Annotated in this window: 19 protein-coding genes; 13 read left to right on the forward strand and 6 right to left on the reverse strand. The window is 34.8% G+C overall.

The window, feature by feature from the left end:
• Nucleotides 1-4: 4 nt before the first annotated feature.
• The gene (nusB, locus tag ACODSI_RS02410; protein WP_488915360.1) at nucleotides 5-913 is read right to left on the reverse strand and encodes a transcription antitermination factor NusB; all 909 of its coding nucleotides are present in this window, start codon (nucleotides 911-913) and stop codon (nucleotides 5-7) included.
• Nucleotides 914-1,040: 127 nt separating this feature from the next.
• Nucleotides 1,041-2,144, reverse strand: a complete 1,104-nt coding sequence (locus ACODSI_RS02415; protein WP_488915254.1) for a Glu/Leu/Phe/Val family dehydrogenase — start codon at nucleotides 2,142-2,144, stop codon at nucleotides 1,041-1,043.
• A 194-nt stretch (nucleotides 2,145-2,338) separates the two neighbouring features.
• On the opposite strand from ACODSI_RS02415, the gene ACODSI_RS02420 reads away from it, so the two are divergent.
• Both ACODSI_RS02420 and ACODSI_RS02425 read left to right on the forward strand, forming a co-directional pair.
• Entirely contained in the window at nucleotides 2,339-4,096 is a 1,758-nt protein-coding gene (locus ACODSI_RS02420; protein WP_488915255.1) for an ABC transporter ATP-binding protein, read from the forward strand.
• Between the two features lie 65 nt (nucleotides 4,097-4,161).
• Nucleotides 4,162-4,539, forward strand: coding sequence for a PUR family DNA/RNA-binding protein (locus ACODSI_RS02425; RefSeq protein ID WP_488915256.1), 378 nt, complete (start codon nucleotides 4,162-4,164; stop codon nucleotides 4,537-4,539).
• Nucleotides 4,540-4,762: 223 nt separating this feature from the next.
• Here the strand turns inward: ACODSI_RS02425 and ACODSI_RS02430 are convergent, their stop codons facing one another.
• Nucleotides 4,763-5,098, reverse strand: a complete 336-nt coding sequence (locus ACODSI_RS02430) for a tRNA-binding protein (RefSeq protein ID WP_488915257.1) — start codon at nucleotides 5,096-5,098, stop codon at nucleotides 4,763-4,765.
• A gap of 115 nt (nucleotides 5,099-5,213) precedes the next feature.
• Between ACODSI_RS02430 and glgA the strand changes: the two genes are divergently transcribed.
• Both glgA and ACODSI_RS02440 read left to right on the forward strand, forming a co-directional pair.
• Complete coding sequence (gene glgA, locus ACODSI_RS02435; RefSeq protein WP_488915258.1) at nucleotides 5,214-6,440, forward strand: glycogen synthase; 1,227 nt, start codon at nucleotides 5,214-5,216, stop codon at nucleotides 6,438-6,440.
• A gap of 29 nt (nucleotides 6,441-6,469) precedes the next feature.
• The gene (locus tag ACODSI_RS02440) at nucleotides 6,470-7,741 is read left to right on the forward strand and encodes a glucose-1-phosphate adenylyltransferase (protein WP_488915259.1); all 1,272 of its coding nucleotides are present in this window, start codon (nucleotides 6,470-6,472) and stop codon (nucleotides 7,739-7,741) included.
• A gap of 36 nt (nucleotides 7,742-7,777) precedes the next feature.
• Here the strand turns inward: ACODSI_RS02440 and ACODSI_RS02445 are convergent, their stop codons facing one another.
• Together ACODSI_RS02445 and ACODSI_RS02450 are read right to left on the reverse strand one after the other, a co-directional pair.
• The gene (locus ACODSI_RS02445) at nucleotides 7,778-8,074 is read right to left on the reverse strand and encodes a c-type cytochrome (RefSeq protein WP_488915260.1); all 297 of its coding nucleotides are present in this window, start codon (nucleotides 8,072-8,074) and stop codon (nucleotides 7,778-7,780) included.
• An 83-nt stretch (nucleotides 8,075-8,157) separates the two neighbouring features.
• The gene (locus tag ACODSI_RS02450; protein ID WP_488915261.1) at nucleotides 8,158-9,090 is read right to left on the reverse strand and encodes a peptidylprolyl isomerase; all 933 of its coding nucleotides are present in this window, start codon (nucleotides 9,088-9,090) and stop codon (nucleotides 8,158-8,160) included.
• A gap of 92 nt (nucleotides 9,091-9,182) precedes the next feature.
• Here ACODSI_RS02450 and ACODSI_RS02455 point away from each other — a divergent pair, with 92 nt between their 5' ends.
• The 6 genes from ACODSI_RS02455 (at nucleotide 9,183) to ACODSI_RS02480 (ending at nucleotide 16,811) form a co-directional block, all read left to right on the forward strand.
• Complete coding sequence (locus tag ACODSI_RS02455; RefSeq protein ID WP_488915262.1) at nucleotides 9,183-9,632, forward strand: DUF1569 domain-containing protein; 450 nt, start codon at nucleotides 9,183-9,185, stop codon at nucleotides 9,630-9,632.
• A gap of 149 nt (nucleotides 9,633-9,781) precedes the next feature.
• Entirely contained in the window at nucleotides 9,782-10,459 is a 678-nt protein-coding gene (gene trmD / locus ACODSI_RS02460; RefSeq protein WP_488915263.1) for a tRNA (guanosine(37)-N1)-methyltransferase TrmD, read from the forward strand.
• 2 nt (nucleotides 10,460-10,461) lie between these two features.
• Nucleotides 10,462-11,469, forward strand: coding sequence for a Gfo/Idh/MocA family protein (locus ACODSI_RS02465; RefSeq protein ID WP_488915264.1), 1,008 nt, complete (start codon nucleotides 10,462-10,464; stop codon nucleotides 11,467-11,469).
• Nucleotides 11,470-11,595: 126 nt separating this feature from the next.
• Nucleotides 11,596-11,952, forward strand: a complete 357-nt coding sequence (rplS, locus tag ACODSI_RS02470) for a 50S ribosomal protein L19 (protein WP_488915265.1) — start codon at nucleotides 11,596-11,598, stop codon at nucleotides 11,950-11,952.
• A gap of 251 nt (nucleotides 11,953-12,203) precedes the next feature.
• The gene (locus tag ACODSI_RS02475; RefSeq protein ID WP_488915266.1) at nucleotides 12,204-14,423 is read left to right on the forward strand and encodes an NADP-dependent isocitrate dehydrogenase; all 2,220 of its coding nucleotides are present in this window, start codon (nucleotides 12,204-12,206) and stop codon (nucleotides 14,421-14,423) included.
• Nucleotides 14,424-14,570: 147 nt separating this feature from the next.
• Nucleotides 14,571-16,811, forward strand: coding sequence for an OmpA family protein (locus tag ACODSI_RS02480; protein WP_488915267.1), 2,241 nt, complete (start codon nucleotides 14,571-14,573; stop codon nucleotides 16,809-16,811).
• Nucleotides 16,812-16,849: 38 nt separating this feature from the next.
• Here the strand turns inward: ACODSI_RS02480 and ACODSI_RS02485 are convergent, their stop codons facing one another.
• Entirely contained in the window at nucleotides 16,850-17,560 is a 711-nt protein-coding gene (locus tag ACODSI_RS02485; protein WP_488915268.1) for a hypothetical protein, read from the reverse strand.
• Between the two features lie 131 nt (nucleotides 17,561-17,691).
• Between ACODSI_RS02485 and ACODSI_RS02490 the strand changes: the two genes are divergently transcribed.
• The 3 genes from ACODSI_RS02490 to ACODSI_RS02500 all read left to right on the forward strand — a co-directional run bounded on the left by ACODSI_RS02490 (nucleotide 17,692) and on the right by ACODSI_RS02500 (nucleotide 21,632).
• A complete protein-coding gene (locus ACODSI_RS02490) occupies nucleotides 17,692-20,064 on the forward strand; it encodes a TonB-dependent receptor (RefSeq protein ID WP_488915269.1) in 2,373 nt (790 codons plus the stop codon).
• A 4-nt stretch (nucleotides 20,065-20,068) separates the two neighbouring features.
• A complete protein-coding gene (locus ACODSI_RS02495) occupies nucleotides 20,069-20,881 on the forward strand; it encodes a DUF4249 domain-containing protein (RefSeq protein WP_488915270.1) in 813 nt (270 codons plus the stop codon).
• Between the two features lie 88 nt (nucleotides 20,882-20,969).
• Nucleotides 20,970-21,632 (forward strand): thiamine diphosphokinase, encoded by a 663-nt coding sequence (locus tag ACODSI_RS02500; RefSeq protein WP_488915271.1) that lies wholly within the window; start codon nucleotides 20,970-20,972, stop codon nucleotides 21,630-21,632.
• The last annotated feature ends 3 nt before the right edge of the window (nucleotides 21,633-21,635 follow it).

Here is a 21,635-nt window from a genome sequence, read left to right on the forward strand (position 1 = left end):
TATATTACATTAATCCTCTTCCAACTTTTTTAATTCTGTCGTTGGCTTGGAAATCTTTAATCAAATTATCCAAAATTCCGTTGATGAAAATACTACTTTTTGGAGTAGAATATTCTTTAGCCAATTCTAAATACTCGTTAATCGTAACTTTTAATGGAATAGAGGGAAATTTTAAAAATTCGCAAATAGCCATTTTCATAATAATAGTGTCTAATTCGGCGATACGTTCCATATCCCAATTTGGGGTTTTATCACTAAACTCTTTGGCTAATTCTTTATCGTTCAATACCGTTTTTCGGAATAACGCTGAAGCAAAATCTCGATCTTCAGCATCTTTATAAATAGAAGGTACTTTTATTGAATCTGCCTCGGCTGTCATCTGCTTTAATTGCTTCAAAATTTGGGTATTTACCACTGGGATATCGTCCACCCAAGTCAATTTGAAATCCTCTAAATAGGAATATAATTTTTCATTAGGAGCAATTAATTCGGAAAACATATCAGCCACAAAAAAACGTTCTTCTTCAAAAGTTACCGTCTTTTTAGCCATATATTTTTGATACAATTCACTTTGTTTTACAGCTTGTAACAATAACAAAATGGTATCATCATTAGATTGCCAGTTATTGATTTTTCTAGTTTCAAGAGCAATACTTAACGAATTATTCTCATCTAGAGCTAGTAAAACAGGGTTGTTGATAAAACGTTTGTTGGGATTGCGCTCTTCAGGTGTAGCGAGATGCTTCTTTTGAGCAATATCAAGATATTCTATTTCCTTTTTTCGGATTTCCACTAACGAAGACAACATAATAAGATATAAATCGACTATGTTTTCTAAACTGGCTTGCAAAAACTTTTCTTGTTTTTCAAGATCATCAGTTCCACTTTGCTGCATGGCATAAATGGATTGCATGACTTTAATTCGGATATGTCTTCTGTTTAACACGGATAAGAACTTTTTGATTTGGATAAAAATTAACAAAGCGAAAGATGTTGCTCTTTCGCTTTGCAAAAATAAAACTATTTTTTAAAACACTTAGCTATTTAGCGTTTTCTTTTTTTCTTTGAGCGATTCGGTTATCAGCAATGGCCATAGCCGCTTTTTGAGGCGTTAAGTTATTGGCTTTTGCATAATCGAAAATTTCTAAAGTGGTATTGTAAATATTTTCAGTTCTACGCATAGATTCTGCCTTGTCGTAATGCGCAATTTCTGCATACACATTGATAATTCCTCCAGCATTAATTAAGAAATCTGGTGCATACACAATACCTCTTTCTTGAAGAATTGGTCCGTGTACATTTTCATTTGCCAACTGATTGTTTGCCGCACCAGCAATAACTTTAGCTTGAATTTTATAAACTGTATCGTCGTTGATGGTTGCACCAAGAGCACAAGGCGCATAAATATCAACATCAGCAGTGTATAAGTCGGAACCCTTATAGATAGAAGCACCATACTTAGCACTTACTTCTTTCATTTTATCTTCATTGATATCGGTGATTTGCACCAAGGCGCCTTCTTTAGTTAAATAATCTACTAAAGTTTCACCCACATGCCCTATTCCTTGAACTAGAATTTTTTTACCGTCTAATGTATCCGAACCAAATTGGTATTTTGCTGCCGCTTTCATTCCCATGTACACGCCATAAGCCGTAACTGGCGAAGGATTACCAGAACCACCACGAGATTCAGAAATACCTGTTACATAAGGTGTTACATCACGAACAGTATCCATATCGGCAGTTACCATACCTACATCTTCTGCTGTTATATATCTTCCAGATAATGAATGTACGAATTCGCCAAATTTGCGCATCATTTCTGGTGTTTTTTCTGTTTTAGCATCACCAATAATAACCGCTTTACCACCACCAAGGTCTAAACCTGTGATCGCCGATTTGTATGTCATTCCACGAGAAAGACGTAAAACATCGTTCAACGCTTCCCATTCGTTAGCGTATTTCCACATTCTAGTACCACCTAAAGCTGGGCCTAAAACCGAATTATGAATACCAATTATTGCTTTTAATCCAGTATCTTTGTCGTTGCAAAAAACAATTTGCTCATGATTATCAAATGATAATTGACCAAATACAGGATCCATCTTTTGAAGTTCTTTTGGGGTTGTGATTTCTGTAGTCATAAAAAATTATTTGTGTTGCGACTTTATCAATAAGTCAGAGCAAATTTAACTTTTTATTCAAAATAATTTACTTATTTTAGTTTTAATTAGCATTTTGTTAATAAAATTAATTTTAACTGAAGATTTTTAAAATGTATTATTTCATTTATTTTAACACTTTTAAAAAGAATAATACGCAGAATTAAACAATTAAAATGAAAGAATTACAATATTTAAATAAATATTTTATCAAATATAAATACCGATTTTTATTGGGTATTTTTATAACAATTGTTGCACAAATCTTTTCACTGTTTACTCCAAAATTAATCAGTAAGTCCTTCAAAGCCATTGAAGAATATCACAAAAACGACCTAGGGACTCAGGTAATAAAAAGCCAACTTATTGAAAACATATTACTTATTATTGGAACAACTATTATTGCAGGAATCCTAACGTTCTTGATGCGACAAACTTTAATTGTGATGTCTCGACACGTAGAATTTGATTTGAAAAATGAAGTATTCAAACACTATGAAGTCTTAGATCAAAATTTCTACAAACGCAATCGAACCGGCGATTTGATGAGTAGAATTAGTGAAGATGTTGCTAAAATAAGAATGTACGTTGGACCGGCCGTGATGTATACCATCAACACCATTATTCGATTTACAGTGGTCATTGTTTATATGTATAATGTATCGCCACGACTGACCTTGTACACGCTACTTCCTTTACCGATTTTATCGTATATCATTTTTAGATTGAGTGTTGAAATCAATAAACGTAGTACCATTTTTCAACAATACTTATCCAAAATATCCAGTTATACACAAGAAGTTTTTTCAGGCATACGCGTCATAAAAGCGTATTCATTAGAACGTCAAAACCAAGAACACATTGTGAATTTAGCCAACGAAAGCAAATCCAAAAGCATGAGTTTGGCTCGAGTACAATCACTTTTCGGTCCGTTGATGGCCACTTTAATTGGTGTGAGTAATTTAGTTGTAGTTTTTTTTGGAGGAATGATGTACATTGATGGCACCATTAAAAGCATAGGAACGATTGCCGAATTTATTCTTTATGTAAACATGTTAACTTGGCCTGTTGCCTCCATTGGTTGGGTTTCTTCATTAATTCAAGAAGCTGAAGCCTCTCAAAAACGCATCAATGAATTTTTGAAAATTGAACCTGAAATCAAAAATAACGCCACTGAAAAATCAATTATTAAAGGAGAAATTGAGTTCCATAATATTAGTTTTACTTATGAAGATACCAATATTGAAGCATTAAAAAACATTTCGTTCAAGGTTAATAAAGGTGAAACATTGGCTATTTTAGGAAAAACCGGTTCGGGAAAATCGAGCATCCTTTCGCTGTTAACTCGAATGTATGAAGTTCAGAATGGCGCCATTTTAATGGATGGAAAACCATTGGCACAAGTAAATTTATACGACTTACGCGATAGCATTGGAATTGTACCTCAAGATGCCTTTTTGTTTTCCGATACTATTAAAAATAACATCAAATTTGGGAAAGAAACCGCCACTGACGAAGAGGTAATTAATGCGGCTAAAAAAGCTGTTGTTCATGATAATATTGTACAATTCAATCAGCAATATGAGACTATTCTGGGCGAACGCGGCATCACCCTTTCTGGCGGACAAAAGCAACGTGTATCAATCGCACGAGCGATAATAAAGAACCCAGAAATTCTACTTTTTGACGATTGTTTATCGGCAGTTGACACCGAAACTGAAGAACGAATCTTGAATAATTTACTTGAAATTTCCAGAGACAAGACTACGATTATTGTGAGTCACAGAGTATCATCAGCCAAAAATGCCGATACCATCATTATTTTGGAAGAAGGAAGAATACTACAACAAGGCTCTCATAATCAATTAGTAAACCAAGAAGGCTATTATAAAGAATTATATTATAAACAACTTTCTGAAAAAGAAGTGCAATAATTCTTGTTTGGTAATGTTTTTTTTATCATTTTCGTAAAAGAAAACTACTAATTGATAGAACGAATATGAGAGAAAATGACATGTTAGAAAAAGACGAAATTTTTTCTAAAGTATTAAGAGCAGGAAGAAGAACTTATTTCTTTGATGTAAGAGCTACCAAAGCTGAAGATTACTACATAACCATTACAGAAAGTAAAAAATTTACCGAAGAAGATGGTTCTTTTCATTTCAAAAAGCATAAAATTTATTTGTACAAAGAAGATTTCGCTGCATTTAGAGAAATTTTAGACGAAATGACATCCTTTGTGTTAAACAATAAAGGAGAAGAAGTGATTTCAGAAAGACATCAAAAAGATTTCAAAAAAGAATACCATTCAGACGAAACGGAACACACACCAAAAATTGATAAAAGCTTTACAGATATTGATTTTGATGACATTTAATTAAAATCAATTCTATGAATTTTTTCATTAAATATAAAATCCATTTCAACATCGTTTTCATATTATTTTGGGCTTATGTAATCTATGATGTATTGAGTTCAGAAGGATTTATTATAAAAAAACTCATTGTACCTATTCTCTTTATAATTTTAGGTGTATTTAATATTTTTGAAGCTTTAAAAAACAATAAACCAAAATCCGGAGACTAATTCTTCGGATTTTTTTATGCAATTCTCAAGCCATTTGCTACTTTTAAATCGGAAGATAGCAATACAACATCGTCTTCATTTACCGCTCCTAAAACCAAACATTCGCTCCAAAATTTTCCAATTTGTTTCTTTGGAAAATTTACAACTGCAATAATTTGTTTTCCTATTAAAGCTTCTTTTGAATAGCGCTTTGTAATTTGAGCAGACGATTTTTTAATTCCAATTTCAGTTCCAAAATCGATGGTAAGTTGATAAGCAGGTTTTTTCGCTTCAGGGAAATCATCCACTTGTAAAATGGTTCCAACACGCATTTCTATTTTTTCAAAATCGTTCCAATCGATTGTATCCATATTCTTTAATTTACAACAAAAATACAAATTGCAAAATATTATATCTATCAGAAAATCAATTCAATTATTTTTTTTATTACATTTAAGTTTTTGAAGAAACCCGTAGATTATCACAATGAAAATAGCACTCTTTTCGAATGAATTTCCTCCCAACATTTATGGCGGAGCTGGCGTACACATCGATTTCTTAAGCCAAGAATTGGCTAAATTAGCTCCAGTAGAAGTACGCTGTTTTGGCAACCAAAATGAACAACTCAACCAAATGAATGTCATCGGAATTCAATCTTCTTTAACTAAAATGGAAGATCCTGAAAATCCACACATCAAAATGTTTCATAATCTAAGCCGAAATGTCGAGATGTCGCAACATACTTTAGATGCCGACATTATACATTGCCACACTTGGTATACGCATTTGGCTGGAATATTTTCAAGAGAATTACTCCAAGTGCCGCTGATTCTAACAACACACAGTTTGGAAACGCATCGCCCATGGAAAGTAGAACAACTGGGTAATGGTTATTTTTTGTCGCGCTGGATCGAACAACACGCCTACAACACTGCTGATGGCGTAATAGCCGTTAGCGAACAAATGAAATCGGATGTAGTTGAAGCGTATGGCATAGCGCCAGAGAAAGTCACAGTCATCCATAACGGTATCGATCCAGAATATTACCAACCGACTTTTGACACCAATTTACTTAAGGAATACGGAATCAATCCAGAAGTGCCTTTTGTGCTTTTTGTAGGACGAATTACGCGTCAAAAAGGAATTTCTCAATTGATTTCGGCAGCCCAGTATTTTGATAAAAATTGCCAAGTGGTGCTTTGTGCTGGTGCGCCCGACACGCCTGAAATTGCCGCTGAAACAGAACAACTTATTGCCAAACTAAAATCGGAACGCGATGGAGTTATTCTAATTTCAGAAATGCTTCCAAGAGAAAAAATTAAAGTATTGTACAGTCATGCTCGTGTTTTTGCTTGTCCATCTTTGTATGAACCTTTCGGAATCATCAACTTAGAAGCGATGTCGTGTGAAACCCCAGTAGTAGGAAGTGAAGTTGGTGGTATTCCTGAAATTATTGTAGCAGGTGAAACGGGTTATCTCATTCCGCTTGAAAGCGTTTCCCGAACCGATTTTAATCCTAAAAACCCAGACGCTTTTCAAAAAGATTTTGCCACTAAAATCAATATTTTGTTACGCGATGAAAATTTAGCAACTGCTATGGGAAAAAAAGGCAGAAAACGTGTTTTAGAAAAATTCAGCTGGGAATCAATCGCCAAAACAACCTACAATTATTACAGTGACGTGATTTCAAAATTTGAAAAAGAAAAGGCATAACCAACTAAATCAATCCTGAATTCGACATTATGAAAAAAAGTACATTAGCCATTATCTTAGGTGGCGGACAAGGTTCAAGATTATCGCCCTTAACTGAAAGTCGATCCAAACCAGCAGTTCCTATTGCAGGTAAATACCGATTGGTCGACATTCCGATTTCCAATTGTATCAATTCAGACATTAAAAGAATGTTTGTTTTGACCCAATTCAACTCGGCATCACTGAACCAACACATCAAAAACACCTATCATTTCAGTCATTTTAGCACGGCATTCGTCGATATTTTAGCTGCCGAACAAACGCCCGATAATCCGACTTGGTTTCAAGGAACAGCCGATGCAGTGCGTCAATGTATGAACCATTTTCTAAATCATGAATTTGATTATGCTTTGATTTTATCAGGTGATCAGTTGTATCAAATGAATTTCAATGAAATGATTGAGGCTCATCAAAAAAGTGGTGCTGCCATTTCTATTGCTACTTTGCCTGTAACAGCTAAAGAAGCTCCGGAGTTTGGCATTTTAAAAACCGATTCTGAAAATTACATCACCTCTTTTATTGAAAAACCAAATGCCAGTTTGTTACCCGAATGGACTTCAGAAGTCAGCGAGGAATCAAAAGCAGAAGGAAAACTTTATTTGGCTTCTATGGGAATTTATATTTTCAATAGAAATTTGTTAATCGAATTAATGTCTAATCCAGACACCAAAGATTTTGGAAAAGAAATTATCCCACAAGCCATTGGAAAACAAAAGATATTGAGTTACCAATACGAAGGATATTGGACCGATATTGGAAACATCGATTCGTTTTTTGAAGCCAATTTAGGATTGACTGATGATATCCCGAAATTCAATCTTTTTGATAATTCAAGTAAAATTTATACCCGTGCTAGGGTGTTACCGCCATCCAAAATAACCGGAGCAACAACGATAGATAAATCGGTTGTAGCAGAAGGTTGTATCATTAATGGCGCAAGTATTGAACATTCTGTAGTTGGAATTAGAAGCCGAATTGGGTTTGGTTCCGTAATATCAAATTCCTATTTAATGGGAAATGATTACTATCAGAATTTAGAGGAAATCAGACATAACTCAGAACACAACATCATCAATATCGGTATTGGAGAACGCTGTTCGATAAACAACACTATTGTAGATAAGAACTGTAAAATTGGAAATGATGTGATTCTCAATGGAGGTACACATTTGGAAGATGCCAATACCAACTTATACACTATTAAAGACGGAATTATTGTAGTCAAAAAAGGAGCTACATTACCCGATGGTTTTACTTTATAAACATAAAAAAAGGCTGTACAAAATACAGCCTTTTTTTTATTTGTTCATAACAAGATAATTGTAAATACTGGTTCGTTGCTCGTCAGTAATTTTAGCTTTGGGTTGCATCCATTTCAAAATTCCTGTCCATTTTTCGGCAGTGTAATCGGCAGGATCATATAGTTTGTGGCATTTTGCACAATTATTTTCGTACAATCCTTTTCCTTCAGCTAAAGCTGGAGTAAGTTCTACTTTTTTTACAGTTTCTACTGCTGCAGCTGTTGATTTTGAACCTCCACATGAGTATAGGAAGATTGCCAATAGAGCAACAGAAGTAATCATTTTTGTTTTCATCTTTATTTGGTTTTGGTGTAGTAAAAATAACAAAAAAAGCCATCCGAAGACAGCTTTTAAAGTATTTAACAAAAATTTATATGTTACTTCACATCCATTAATTCAACATCAAAAACCAATGTTGCATTTGGAGGAATAACGCCTCCAGCACCGCTAGAACCGTAACCTAAATAAGACGGAATTACAAAACGAGCTTTATCACCTACTTGCAAAAGCGCAATTCCTTCATCCCAACCTTCAATAACATGCCCTTTTCCTAATGGAAATTCGATTGGTTTTTTTCTTGGATAAGAAGAATCAAATGTTTTTCCATTTTCTAATTGTCCTGTATAATGAACCGAAACTGTTTTTCCAGCTTCTGCTTGTTTCCCATTCCCTTTTTGGATGAATTTATAACGCAAACCGCTTGCTGTTTTTTCAAAACCAGCAGCCAATTTTTCCATAGCTTCTTCAGCTTGCTTTTTAGCCTCTTCAATTCGTTTTAATCGCGAGCCCTCAAAAGTTCTGAAAGCTTCAATAGCATTCCATTTTTGTGCTTCTTCACCTACTCTAACTATTTCGATAGAATCAATAAAATCGCCTTGCGCAACCGCATCAACTATTTCTTGTCCTTCTACAACATGACCAAAAACAGTATGCTTTCCGTCCAACCAAGTAGTTGGCACATGCGTGATAAAAAATTGAGAACCATTACTTCCTGGTCCTGAATTTGCCATGGACAAAACACCTGGTTTATCGTGCTTTAATGAAGGATGAAACTCATCGTCAAAACTATACCCTGGGCCACCCGAACCAATTCCTTGTGGACAACCACCTTGAATCATAAAATCTGGAATAACTCTGTGAAATTTCAATCCGTCATAATACGGTTTTCCCATTGGTTTAGCACTGTTTTCTAATTGACCTTCTGCTAATCCCACAAAATTTCCTACGGTTCCTGGAGTTAAATCGTGTGTTAATTTCACTAAAATCGCGCCTTTAGTGGTGTTGAATTTAGCATATATACCATTTTCCATTTTCTAAATTTTTAAATTGTGGTGCAAATTTAATATAATATTGGTGATAAACCTTAAAATTGTACCTTTGAATAGCATTTTAAACAAAACTTATGAACTCAATTTACGACAAAGCATCTAACGATGTGATGATTGCAAGAATAAACAGCCTTACCGAACAAAGTCAACCTTTATGGGGAAAAATGTCGGCAGCCCAAATGCTTAAACATTGTAAACTGGCTACTGATGTTGCTTTTGGAAAAATGGATTTGAAAATCAATTTTCTAATGAAATTATTGGGAAGATTGTTAAAGAAAAAAGTATTCTATGGTGGTGATATGGGAAAAAATTCGCCTACAGCCAAAGAATTTATCATTACCGAAAATCTTGATTTGGAAACTACTAAAAAAGAATTAATAGCAAATATTAGTCGGTTTTCAAGTGAAGGCAAAGCGTCAATTCAATTAACAGACCATCCATTTTGGGGAAAAATGACCTCTGAAGACTGGGATGCTTTGATGTGGAAACATTTAGACCATCATTTGAGACAGTTTGGTGTTTAAATCCAAAAATATCTTATTTCACTGAAGCCCTAGCCCAGATTGAAACGGCATCCTTTTCTTGTTTTTCTTTAAAACAAGAAAAGATATAGTGGAAAGCTGGAAATGGCTCCTGAAAAATCTTTGTACCTTTGTGCCCTTGATTATAAAATATGCGAATAGACATTATTACCATTTTACCCGAATTGTTGCGAAGTCCGTTTGAGGCATCCATTATGAAACGTGCTATCGATAAAGGTTTGGTTGAAGTACATTTTCACAACCTGCGCGATTATACCACCAACAAGCAAAAAAGTGTAGATGATTACCCTTTTGGTGGTGGCGCCGGAATGGTGATGATGGTGCAACCCATTGATGCTTGTATCACCAAATTAAAAAGTGAACGCGAGTACGACGAAATTATTTATATGACGCCAGATGGAGAAACGTTGAATCAGAAAATGGCGAATACGATGTCGATGTATGAAAACATCATTATTTTGTGTGGCCATTATAAAGGTGTCGATCAACGTGTTCGCGATCATTTTATTACCAAAGAAATTTCGATTGGCGATTACGTTTTATCAGGTGGCGAGTTGGGTGCATTGGTGTTGTCTGACGCCTTGATTCGTTTGATTCCAGGGGTATTAAGTGATGAAACTTCGGCATTAACGGATAGCTTTCAAGATGGGTTGCTTTCAGGCCCCATATATACACGACCTGCCGATTATAACGGATGGAAAGTTCCCGAAATTTTAACCAGTGGTCATTTTGCCAAAATTGATAAATGGCGCGAAGACATGGCGTATGAACACACCAAAAACAGGCGTCCCGATTTATTAGAAGACTAATTATGAAACCCATTGTTACTGCATTATTGGCCTATGGGATGTCGGGGAAAGTGTTTCATGCACCGTTTTTGGCTACCAACAAAGGTTTTGATTTTTATGCCGTTTTAGAACGAAATGAACTCAAAGCACATGTAGATTATCCGAATGTAAAAAGTTTTGCAACACTTGATTCATTACTTTCAGATGATACTATCGAATTAGTAGTGATAAATACGCCCAATAATACCCATTTTGAATTGGCACAGCGCGTTTTAGAATCGGGTAAACACGTTTTAATTGAAAAACCGGCCACTACTACTGTAGAAGAATTTAATAGCCTTTTAGAATTAGCAACGAAAGTAAACCGCAACGTATTTATATACCATAACCGCCGTTGGAGTAGCGACATCATGGCTGCCAAAAACGTGATTGAAAGCGGAAAATTGGGAGAGATTATTGAAATGCATTTGCGATTTGACCGTTACCGACCTACTATTGGGCCAAAAGCCTTTAAAGAAACGCCCTTGCCAAGTAGTGGTATTTGGTACGACTTGGGTTCGCATTTAATTGACCAAGCCATTTCAATTTTTGGGAAACCTGTTGCACATTATGGGTATAAAAACAGGTATCGTGAACATTCGCAAGTAGTTGATTTTGCCTTTATGCACATTCAATTTGCGAATAAAGTAAATGTATTTATTACTACGAGTATGTTGGTTACCGATGCTCAAGCCGGAATTGTAATTCACGGAACCAAAGGCAGTTTTGTTAAAGAATTTTGCGACGAACAAGAAAACCAACTCGTTGCAGGGATGTCGCCTTTGGATGCTACTTTTGGAAAAGAAAAACTCAATAAAGAAGGAAAGCTGACCTATTATAATGACCAAAATGAATGCATTATAGAAAAAATTCCATCTTTAAAAGGAAACTTTAATGGATTATTTGATGAACTGTATGAAGCCATTCGAAATAACAAACCGTTTCCTATTGATAATGAACAGATTAAAGAACAATTGAAATTATTGGTTTAACTCAAAATAATTGAAAATTTATCATTCAAAATTAAAAATAATTTTTACATTTGCACCCACATTTGACCAACCTCTGGCGAGAACCGTGAATGTTGTTCAGATTTTAAACCATAATTAGCATTAAAAATGGCAAATTTAGTAGATTTCGTAAATAACGAATTATCAACAAAAAAAGATTTCCCTGCATTCGGAGCTGGTGATACTATCACAGTTTACTACGAAATTAAAGAGGGTGAAAAAACAAGAACTCAGTTTTTCAAAGGAGTTGTTATTCAAAGAAAAGGTTCTGGAATTACAGAAACTTTTACAATTCGTAAAATGTCTGGATCAGTTGGTGTAGAGCGTATCTTCCCAGTTAACATGCCAGCTTTACAAAAAATTGAATTGAACCAAAGAGGTAAAGTTAGAAGAGCTCGTATCTACTACTTTAGAGAACTTACTGGTAAAAAAGCAAAAATCAAAGAAAGAAGATACAAAAACTAATGCTTCTTTTCAAAGTAATAAAAATCCTTTCCCAAAACGAAAGGATTTTTTTTATGCAAAAAAACACCTCAAAATTACGAATATCATAATTTAAATTCGTTTAAATATGAAATTCATAATTCAATCGATTTCGTTAGAAATCATAATCTATTTTATCGCATTTTCATATATTTGTTGTCCGCGAAATTTAATAATATCATAACACACTATTACAAACGAGACGTATCGTTTGGCATAAAAACAAACAACAAATGTCAAAGTCTAAAATTATTTACACGATTACAGATGAAGCCCCTATGTTGGCTACATTTTCATTATTACCCATAATTAAATCATTTGCAGCGACTGCAGCTATTGATGTAGAAAGCAGAGATATTTCTCTAGCCGGAAGAATCATCGCCAACTTTCCAGAATATTTAAAAGAAGATCAAAAAATTGGAGATGCGTTAACCGAACTTGGTCAATTGGCGAATACTCCAGAAGCCAACATTATAAAATTACCTAACATCTCAGCTTCTGTTCCACAATTGAAAGGCGCCATTAAAGAACTACAAGCTAAAGGGTATGCCCTACCCGACTTTCCTGAAGATGCTCAAACAGACGAAGAGAAAGCCGTTAAAGCTAAATATGCTAAAGTGTTAGGATCAGCCGTGAATCCGGTGCTACGTGAAGGAAACTCCGATCGTAGAGCGCCGAAAGCCGTGAAAAATTACGCCAAAAAACATCCGCATTCTATGGGTGCTTGGTCAGCAGATTCTAAAACTCATGTGGCCAGTATGGACCATGGTGATTTTTACGGAAGTGAAACCTCAGTTACGGTTAAAGAAGCTACCGACGTTAAAATCGAATTCTTTGATAACAATGGAAATGCTACCATTTTAAAAGCAAGTACACCTTTAAAAGCAGGTGAAATTATTGATAGCTCGGCTTTGAGTTTAAATAAATTTAAAGAATTCATTGCTAAAGAAATTGAAGATGCCAAAGCCAAAGGTGTTTTATTTTCAATTCACATGAAAGCAACGATGATGAAAGTTTCGGATCCCATTATTTTTGGTGCTGCCGTTGCTGTTTTCTACAAAGATGTTTTCACAAAATATGCTGACTTATTCAAAGAGTTAGGTGTTGATACGAAAAATGGTTTGGGTGATGTGTATGCAAAAATTGCAGGTCGTCCGGAACAAGCTGAAGTAGAAGCTGCGATTAACAAGGTATATGAAACTAGTCCTGCTTTAGCCATGGTCAATTCTGATAAAGGGATTACCAACTTACACGTCCCATCGGATGTAATTATTGATGCATCTATGCCCGCAATGATTAGAACTTCTGGACAAATGTGGAATGCTGAAGGAAAAGGTCAAGATACCAAAGCTGTAATTCCAGATCGTGCTTATGCAGGTGTCTATGTAGCCACTATAGATTTTTGCAAAAAGCACGGTGCTTTCGACCCTAAAACTATGGGAAGCGTTCCAAATGTTGGTTTGATGGCTCAAAAAGCAGAAGAATACGGTTCTCACGATAAAACATTTCAAATGAGTGCTGCTGGTGTTGTAAAAGTTACCGATACCAACGGAACGGTTTTAATGGAACAGTCGGTTGAAGCTGGAGACATTTTTAGAATGTGCCAAGTCAAAGACGCTCCTATTCAAGACTGGGTTAAATTGGCGGTAAATCGTGCCAGATTATCCAATACTCCAGCTGTTTTTTGGTTGGATGAAAATCGTGCACACGACCGACAATTGATTGAAAAAGTAAACTTATATTTAAAAGATCACGATACTACTGGGTTAGACATCAGAATTCTAAATCCTATCGAAGCCACTAATTTTACTTTAGAAAGAATCATAAAAGGCTTGGACACGATTTCGGTAACTGGAAATGTGCTTCGTGATTATTTAACCGATTTATTTCCAATTTTAGAAGTGGGAACTTCGGCCAAAATGCTTTCGATAGTTCCGTTAATGAATGGCGGTGGATTGTTTGAAACTGGTGCTGGTGGTTCGGCTCCAAAACACATCGAACAATTTATTGAAGAAGGTTATTTACGCTGGGATTCGTTAGGTGAATTTTTAGCGCTTGGTGTTTCATTAGAACATTTAGGCCAAGTATTCAATAATTCTAAAGCCTTAGTATTATCGGAAACTTTGGATGCCGCTACCGAAAAATTCTTAGATACCGACAAATCTCCATCTCGTAAAGTAGGTGAAATTGACAATAGAGGTTCACATTTTTATCTTACCTTATATTGGGCTCAAGCGTTGGCAACACAAACCAAAGATGCCGAATTAAAAGCTAAATTCGAACCTATTGCAAAAGAATTGACTGAGAATGAAGCTAAAATTAATGCCGAATTAATTGGTGCACAAGGAACTCATCAAGAAATTGGCGGTTATTACAAACCCAATCCAGAATTGATGTTTAAAGCCATGCGCCCGAGTGCCACCTTCAATGCCATTTTGAGTGAATTAAAATAGTTTCACTTCTTATAATATCAAAGACGACTTAACCAGTCGTCTTTTTTATTTTGAATTATTGAACTTCGTTCCCAACCTTTTCTTCATTTTGTCCCTCTATATAATTAACACAAAAAATCATCGTTATACTTTGAGAACAAAACTATCATGAGAAAACTACTTTTTATTGCTTGTCTGATTATATTTACCAATATAACGGCTCAAAACATCAAAGAATTTCAAATAAAATTCGAAACTGCTTCTTATTCTATTTCTTCTAACGACACTCAAAAAATTTTAGCTAAAATTGCTTCTTTAAAAAAATCAAAAGACAATTATTATGTACAAATAATCGGTCATACAGACAACATAGGTGATATTAATTACAACTATACTTTATCCAATAATCGCGCTAAAACTGTGTCTGATTTTTTTAAAAATAATGGCTTTTTAGAACAAAATATCTACATCAGTGGTAAATCATTTCTGAATCCAATTGCTGATAACAAAACGGAAAAAGGAAAGGCTCAAAACAGACGTGTTACGGTAATCCTATCACAAAAAAAAGAGGCTACCATTAATTTTGCTGGAGTAAAACTAAAAGAAACTGCTTATACGATTAATACTGACAAATCGGAAACATTAGCCTACCCATCGGGTACTAAAATCAACATTCCAGAAAATGCCTTTGTAGATAAAAATGGAAATGCAGTAACTGGAACCATTGCTCTTAAGTACATTGAATACAGAGAACCTGTAGATTATATTTTATCCAATATTCCGATGGATTTTCACGATGGAACCGAAAATTTTCATTTCAATTCGGCTGGAATGTTCAAAATTAATGCTTCTCAAAATGGTGAAGAAGTATTCTTGAAAAATGGTAAAAATATCACCCTTGATTTCAAGATTACAAACGAACTTCCCAATCTGAATTTCTATCAATTAAACGCAACCAACCAATGGCAAGAATTGTCTAAATTAAGTTCAAACGGATCTAATTTTGGTGGTGATGATGTCATCGATAGTAATAATTTAGAAGATATCAGATACTACAATTTATGCAATAATGTTGCTTGCGATGGATTTGAAGACACAAAAAAGCTAGGAATCAAACTCGCATCAGGCACCAATTCTATGAAAGAATTTTATACTTTTTCTTTTGAAAAGACTAAAAATAAGGATAAAGACTCTTTGCCAATAAAGGAAAAATCGAGATTTTCAAGAAACGATGAAACCATCGAATCCTACAAAAGAGCTATTGCCAATAATGTGGCTCGAATAAATGGATTCAAAACCAGAATTACCAACGAAACACCTTCTTATAGTTTAAAAAAGATTTCGGATAACAACTCCGAGTTAGTCTTCAATATTAATTTTAAAGTTCGTAGTAATGTTCAAAATCTGAACTTCAAAAAAATCAATTGGACCACCAATACCACAACAGCAATATCCGAAAGAGAATGGAACAAAAACTGGAATTCTTGCGTCATTTCACCCAATGATAATGATACTTACACCATTGTTTTAAAAGATTCTACCGGTGAATTTTCCATCAACGATGCTAAAATGATTTCTGATAATTTAAAAATAAACCCTTCTTCAGATCTGTATGCTAAAATGAATAAAGCGTATGAAATTCAACAAAAAAAGATTAAAAAGTTTGATAAATACTGCCAAAAATTCGCCAAAAGAAATTCGGAACTAGAAAAAACCTTGGCAACCTTAACTGGCGGAATCAATACTATTAAAAAAACGGATTCTATAAAAATATTTACCAACCGTGATTATGTAAACTGTTTCTGGGAAAAAAGCAAATCGTATATGTCGTCTGAAGAACAAAATTTAAGTCTGTTAGATTGGATTACCTATTTTGATAGTCATAAAACAGAAATGTATACAAGGTATACCAACCTTCAAAACTCAGCTGACTGTATTGCCTTAATTGAAAAAAGAAAAGAAGCTATAAAAATGGCTAATGAAAACATAAAACAAACCGCAGTAGCCAACACTCAAGCCAATCAATTAACGCGTTCATTATCCATTTCTAATTTAGGAATTTACAATTGCGACCAAATTCAAAGACTTCAAAATCCAGTAGAAATTTTTGCAGCATATAAAAATGAAAACGGAAAAGAGATCAAACCCTTATTCATTTACCTACTTGACAATAAATTCAACGGTATCTTAAAGTATGATGGGTATAACAATTACAGTCCGTATCGATTTGCCTTTAGTCCGAGTTCTAAAAACACACTTTTGGCGTTTGATGGCAATGGCGATTCGTATATTTTTGAATCCGATAAATTCAAATTAATCAATACTTCAGGAACAGTACTACAACATGTATTTGTAATGCGAAAAATAGAAAATTTACAAAACGTTTCGGAGTTGAAAAGTTTATTATAATACCATTAGAAGTTGCTTACATCATTAGGCAACTTCTATTATTTTTCATCGAGTTTCTTTAAAATCTTATCTTCATAGTTAATGGTAATTCTAGCTCGGTAACCAATGCCTAAATTCCAATATTGCACCGTTATAAGTTCTTTATTTTCATCAAAAAAATTAAATTGCCCTGTATTAGGTGATAGTTCGCCATAATTGAGTGCCTCAATCTCAAGTAAGTTATTACCTTTTTTGAGTTGTAAAATAATACTCTTGAAATCAGACTCCAAATAAACTTCGCGTGTCACCAACTCGCCATTAAGCCAGATCCTTACCAAATCGCCATCAATTACACCATAATCACGCGCACCAATGGTAATTTGAGGTGCATAAACCGTAAAATCTCCCAAATTCATGTCGCGATTAAACAACTCCGGGCTAATTCCATCTTCTTTGAGTTGTTCGTTGAACTTTTGAGTAAAATCATCCGAAGGTTTTTTTAAATCGTAGGTTTTAGGCTGGATGTCGCCTACTTTGGGAAGTTCGGGCAATCCTTGCAAAAATTTATCATCGGGATTTTTAAAAAATTTACTTTCAAATTTAATCGCTGGTGGAACCGATGCTTGCGGATTTTGAGGCAGAATTGCTTTTTTCTTTGGTGCTTTATCTGGCCTGGCACTAATATTTACTTTCTTTTTTGAGGATTCAAATTGAGCTTGACCTTCAAAAGAAAAACTAATCAAAAAAATAAGTAAAAAAGCAACTCTCATTTCTATAAAATCAATGCGTAAATGTATTCAAAAAACAAATATAACGCTTTAATTATTAACCATACATTAACATTCGTTATGTAACAATAAACGGTAATATTCGCCAAATTTGCAGTTCAAAATAATACCTTATGCCAATCTCAAAATTTCTGACTTGTTTTCTTTTGTTACTGATAACTACCATCGGATTTTCTCAAGAAAAATATACTATAAGCGGAACCATTTCCGACCAAAAAAATAACGAAACTCTTATTGGTGTTAACGTGGTTGTAAAAGGAACTAAAATTTTCACCATTACCAATGAGTACGGCTTTTATTCACTAACGCTTCCAAAAGGCGATTACGAATTGAGCATCAGCTATGTAAGCTACGAAACGATTGATGAAAAAATTTCATTGACCGAAAATATCAAAAAGAACTATGGTCTTATCGAAACAGGTGAAGTACTTCAAGAAGTGATCATTACTGAAAAAACTAAAACCAACACGAGAAAACCCGAAATGAGTGTCAATAAAATGTCGATTGCTACCATCAAGCAAATGCCTGTCGTGTTGGGCGAAGTCGACATTATTAAGTCGATTTTATTTTTGCCTGGTGTTACCAATGCTGGCGAAGGCCAATCGGGTTTCAACGTTCGTGGTGGCGGTGCCGATCAGAATTTAATTTTATTAGATGAAGCTACCATTTTCAATTCGTCACACCTTTTCGGATTCTTCTCCGTATTCAATCCAGACGCTATTAAGGATTTAAAATTGTACAAAGGCGGCATTCCATCTCGATTTGGTGGTCGTGCCTCTTCGGTTTTAGACATCTATCAAAAAGATGGAAACAGTAAAGATTTTCACATCAATGGTGGTATCGGACTAATTTCCAGCCGATTGTTAGCCGAGGGTCCAATTGTAAAAGACAAAGGTTCGTTTCTTATCGGAGGTCGTGCTTCGTATGCCCATTTGTTTTTGAAATTATCCAACAATAAAAATTCGGCTTATTTTTATGATTTGAATACCAAATTAAACTACAAACTCAACAAAAACAACAACTTATACCTATCGGGATATTTTGGACGTGATGTGTTTGCCATCAATCAAAGTTTTACCAATACCTATGGAAATTCTACTTTAAACCTACGTTGGAATCATTTGTTTTCCGACAAATTATTTTCCAATTTGTCAATGATTTATAGCGATTATTACTACGGATTAAACCTTGATTTTGTAGGCTTTAATTGGAATTCGGGCATTAGAAACTACAATCTTAAATACGATTTCAAATATTATTTATCGGATAAAATCAAGTTGAATTATGGTGCAAATGCTATTTATTACAATTTCAATCCAGGCACTATCGAGCCTAGTCGTGATGATTCTGGAATCAATTACAGACAATTGGAAAAAAAATATGCTTTTGAACCCGCTTTGTATGTCGATGCCGAACAAAAAGTAAGTGATAAAATCAATGTAGAATACGGTTTGCGTTACAGTATGTTTTACCGATTAGGAAATTCAACGGTAAATTTATATGCCAACAACCAACCGGTGACTTTCGATTCTGATTTAAAAATATATGAAAAAGCAACTCCAATAAGCACCGAATATTTTGGCAAAAACAAAACCATTGCAAGTTTTAACAACTTCGAACCACGTTTTTCTGTCGCTTATGAACTGAATGAAAATCGCTCTTTAAAAGCCAGTTACAACCGAATGGTTCAATATCTACAATTGGTTTCCAACACGGCTTCGCCTACTCCGCTAGACGTATGGACTCCAAGTGACAACTATATCAAACCTCAAATTGCCGATCAGTTTGCCGTAGGTTATTTTGCCAATTTTAAAGACGATAAATATTCGTTGGAAGTAGAAAGTTTTTACAAAAAAATCAAAAACCGAATGGATTATATTGATGGTGCCGATTTGATTGCCAATGAAGCCATCGAGCAAGTGATTCTGAATGGCGAAATGCGATCGTATGGTTTGGAAGTAATGTTCCGAAAAAATACGGGAAAATTGAGTGGTTGGATTGCTTACACCCTTTCACGTTCTGAACAAAGAACTCCTGGAAGAACTGCTATTGAAACCGGAATCAACAATGGAAATTGGTACCGATCGGCTTACGATAAAATGCACAATTTAGCCATTACCAGTTCGTATAAATTCAATAAAAAATGGAATTTCGGTGCAAATTTCGTACTTCAAACAGGCCAACCGGTTACGTATCCTAATGGGCAATATACCTATCAAGGAATTACGGTTCCGAGTTATGGATTGCGCAATGAAAACAACTTGCCGTTGTACCATCACTTGGATGTTTCTGCGACCTTAACTCCAAAACAAAAGGCCAACAAAAAATGGAAAGGCGAATGGGTTTTCAGTATTTACAACCTTTACGGACGAAAAAATGCCGCTTCGATAAGCTTTCGTCAAAATCAAGATTCAGGCAACAACGAAGCCATTCGATTGTCTATTTTTGGGATTGTTCCTGCCGTTTCTTATAATTTTAAATTCTAATCAAATGAAAAAAATAATAGCGCTTTTTGCAATAATTCTTTTAATGAGTTGTGAAGATAAAGTCAATGTTGCTTTGGATACGGCCAATCCTAAATTAGTGATTGATGCCAACATTTTATGGCAAAAAGGAACCGATGGAAGCACTCAAAAAATCAAACTTACCACTACAACCGATTATTACAGCAATGTCATTCCGACTGTTTCTGGTGCCGTAGTATATGTTACAAATAGTGCCAACACGGTTTTCACGTTTACCGAAACTCCAAATACTGGCGAATATGTTTGCACCAATTTTGTCCCTGTAATTAATGAAAATTATACGCTAATGGTTCAATATGCAGGACAAACGTATACTGCAACAGAAAAACTATTGGCAACACCTACCATTGACAATATCCAACAAAACACCGTTCAAGGTTTTGGTGGTGATGAAATTCAGGTGAAATTTTTCTATCAAGACAATGGTTTAGAAGACAATAATTATTTGATTGGTGCGAAAAATTCGACCAAAGCCATTCCTGAATTTGGAGTACTTAAAGATGAGTTCTTTCAAGGCAATCAAATGTTCGGGTTTTACACAGACGACAAGCTCAAAGCTGGCGATCAATTACTTTTTAGTTTAGAAGGCATTTCAGTTCGCTATTTCAATTATATGAATAAATTACTAAACATTGCTGGAAGCGCTGGCGGCAGTCCATTTGCTACACCTCCAGCAACCTTAAGAGGAAATATCGTAAACCAAACAAATGAAAGTGAATATCCTTTAGGTTATTTTCATTTATCTGAAATTGATACAAGAAACTACACAGTTCAATAATTAATTAGGAATTAAAAATTACGAATTTTTAAAATAATTTTTTTAGCTACTTTTACATCATTCGTACCTTTAACTTCGTACTTCTAAAATGTCTTCACACCATATCGTTCGCGACGACCAAGAACCTGCACTAATTATTGCTAATGGTGCTTCATGCAGTTTTGAGTTATTAGGCCAGCTGCTCGAATGGTCACCTGTTGTCGTGGTACTTGACAATGCGATTGATCGTGTATTGCAATTGGATATTAAAGTTGATGTACTTTTAGGCGATTTTGACGACAATTTCAACCCTGAAGTTTATAAAGAAAAACAGTTTCCACTTGAAATTGTATACACACCCAACCAAGACAAAACCGATTTAGAAAAAGCTTTCGACTATTTGATTGAAAAAGGGCATCAAGCCGTAAATGTAGTTTGGGCCACCGGAAAACGCGCCGATCATACCATTACTAACATTACCAATATTGTGAGTTACCGTCACAAATTAAAAATTGTAATTCTAGACGATCACTCTAAAATATTTTTGTTGCCTACTAAATTTGAAAAGTGGTATACTAAAGCCACTCCTATTTCGTTAATCCCTATCGGAACTGTTTCCGGAATAACCACTAAAAACCTCAAATATTCATTACAAAACGAAGCACTAACGATGGGTTACCGCACCGGAAGCAGCAATGAAGTGCTAGAAGATGGATTGGTAACCATCCAACATGAAGAAGGCGATTTATTGCTAATGGAATGTTTCGACTAAAAA

It is taken from the genome of Flavobacterium sp. FG139, assembly GCF_057809695.1.

Coding starts and splice junctions, on each gene's coding strand:
- nusB (WP_488915360.1), bottom strand. CDS start 913: ATGCAATCCATTTATGCCATGCAGCAAAGTGGAACTGATGATCTTGAA.
- ACODSI_RS02415 (WP_488915254.1), bottom strand. CDS start 2,144: ATGACTACAGAAATCACAACCCCAAAAGAACTTCAAAAGATGGATCCT.
- ACODSI_RS02420 (WP_488915255.1), top strand. CDS start 2,339: ATGAAAGAATTACAATATTTAAATAAATATTTTATCAAATATAAATAC.
- ACODSI_RS02425 (WP_488915256.1), top strand. CDS start 4,162: ATGAGAGAAAATGACATGTTAGAAAAAGACGAAATTTTTTCTAAAGTA.
- ACODSI_RS02430 (WP_488915257.1), bottom strand. CDS start 5,098: ATGGATACAATCGATTGGAACGATTTTGAAAAAATAGAAATGCGTGTT.
- glgA (WP_488915258.1), top strand. CDS start 5,214: ATGAAAATAGCACTCTTTTCGAATGAATTTCCTCCCAACATTTATGGC.
- ACODSI_RS02440 (WP_488915259.1), top strand. CDS start 6,470: ATGAAAAAAAGTACATTAGCCATTATCTTAGGTGGCGGACAAGGTTCA.
- ACODSI_RS02445 (WP_488915260.1), bottom strand. CDS start 8,074: ATGAAAACAAAAATGATTACTTCTGTTGCTCTATTGGCAATCTTCCTA.
- ACODSI_RS02450 (WP_488915261.1), bottom strand. CDS start 9,090: ATGGAAAATGGTATATATGCTAAATTCAACACCACTAAAGGCGCGATT.
- ACODSI_RS02455 (WP_488915262.1), top strand. CDS start 9,183: ATGAACTCAATTTACGACAAAGCATCTAACGATGTGATGATTGCAAGA.
- trmD (WP_488915263.1), top strand. CDS start 9,782: ATGCGAATAGACATTATTACCATTTTACCCGAATTGTTGCGAAGTCCG.
- ACODSI_RS02465 (WP_488915264.1), top strand. CDS start 10,462: ATGAAACCCATTGTTACTGCATTATTGGCCTATGGGATGTCGGGGAAA.
- rplS (WP_488915265.1), top strand. CDS start 11,596: ATGGCAAATTTAGTAGATTTCGTAAATAACGAATTATCAACAAAAAAA.
- ACODSI_RS02475 (WP_488915266.1), top strand. CDS start 12,204: ATGTCAAAGTCTAAAATTATTTACACGATTACAGATGAAGCCCCTATG.
- ACODSI_RS02480 (WP_488915267.1), top strand. CDS start 14,571: ATGAGAAAACTACTTTTTATTGCTTGTCTGATTATATTTACCAATATA.
- ACODSI_RS02485 (WP_488915268.1), bottom strand. CDS start 17,560: ATGAGAGTTGCTTTTTTACTTATTTTTTTGATTAGTTTTTCTTTTGAA.
- ACODSI_RS02490 (WP_488915269.1), top strand. CDS start 17,692: ATGCCAATCTCAAAATTTCTGACTTGTTTTCTTTTGTTACTGATAACT.
- ACODSI_RS02495 (WP_488915270.1), top strand. CDS start 20,069: ATGAAAAAAATAATAGCGCTTTTTGCAATAATTCTTTTAATGAGTTGT.
- ACODSI_RS02500 (WP_488915271.1), top strand. CDS start 20,970: ATGTCTTCACACCATATCGTTCGCGACGACCAAGAACCTGCACTAATT.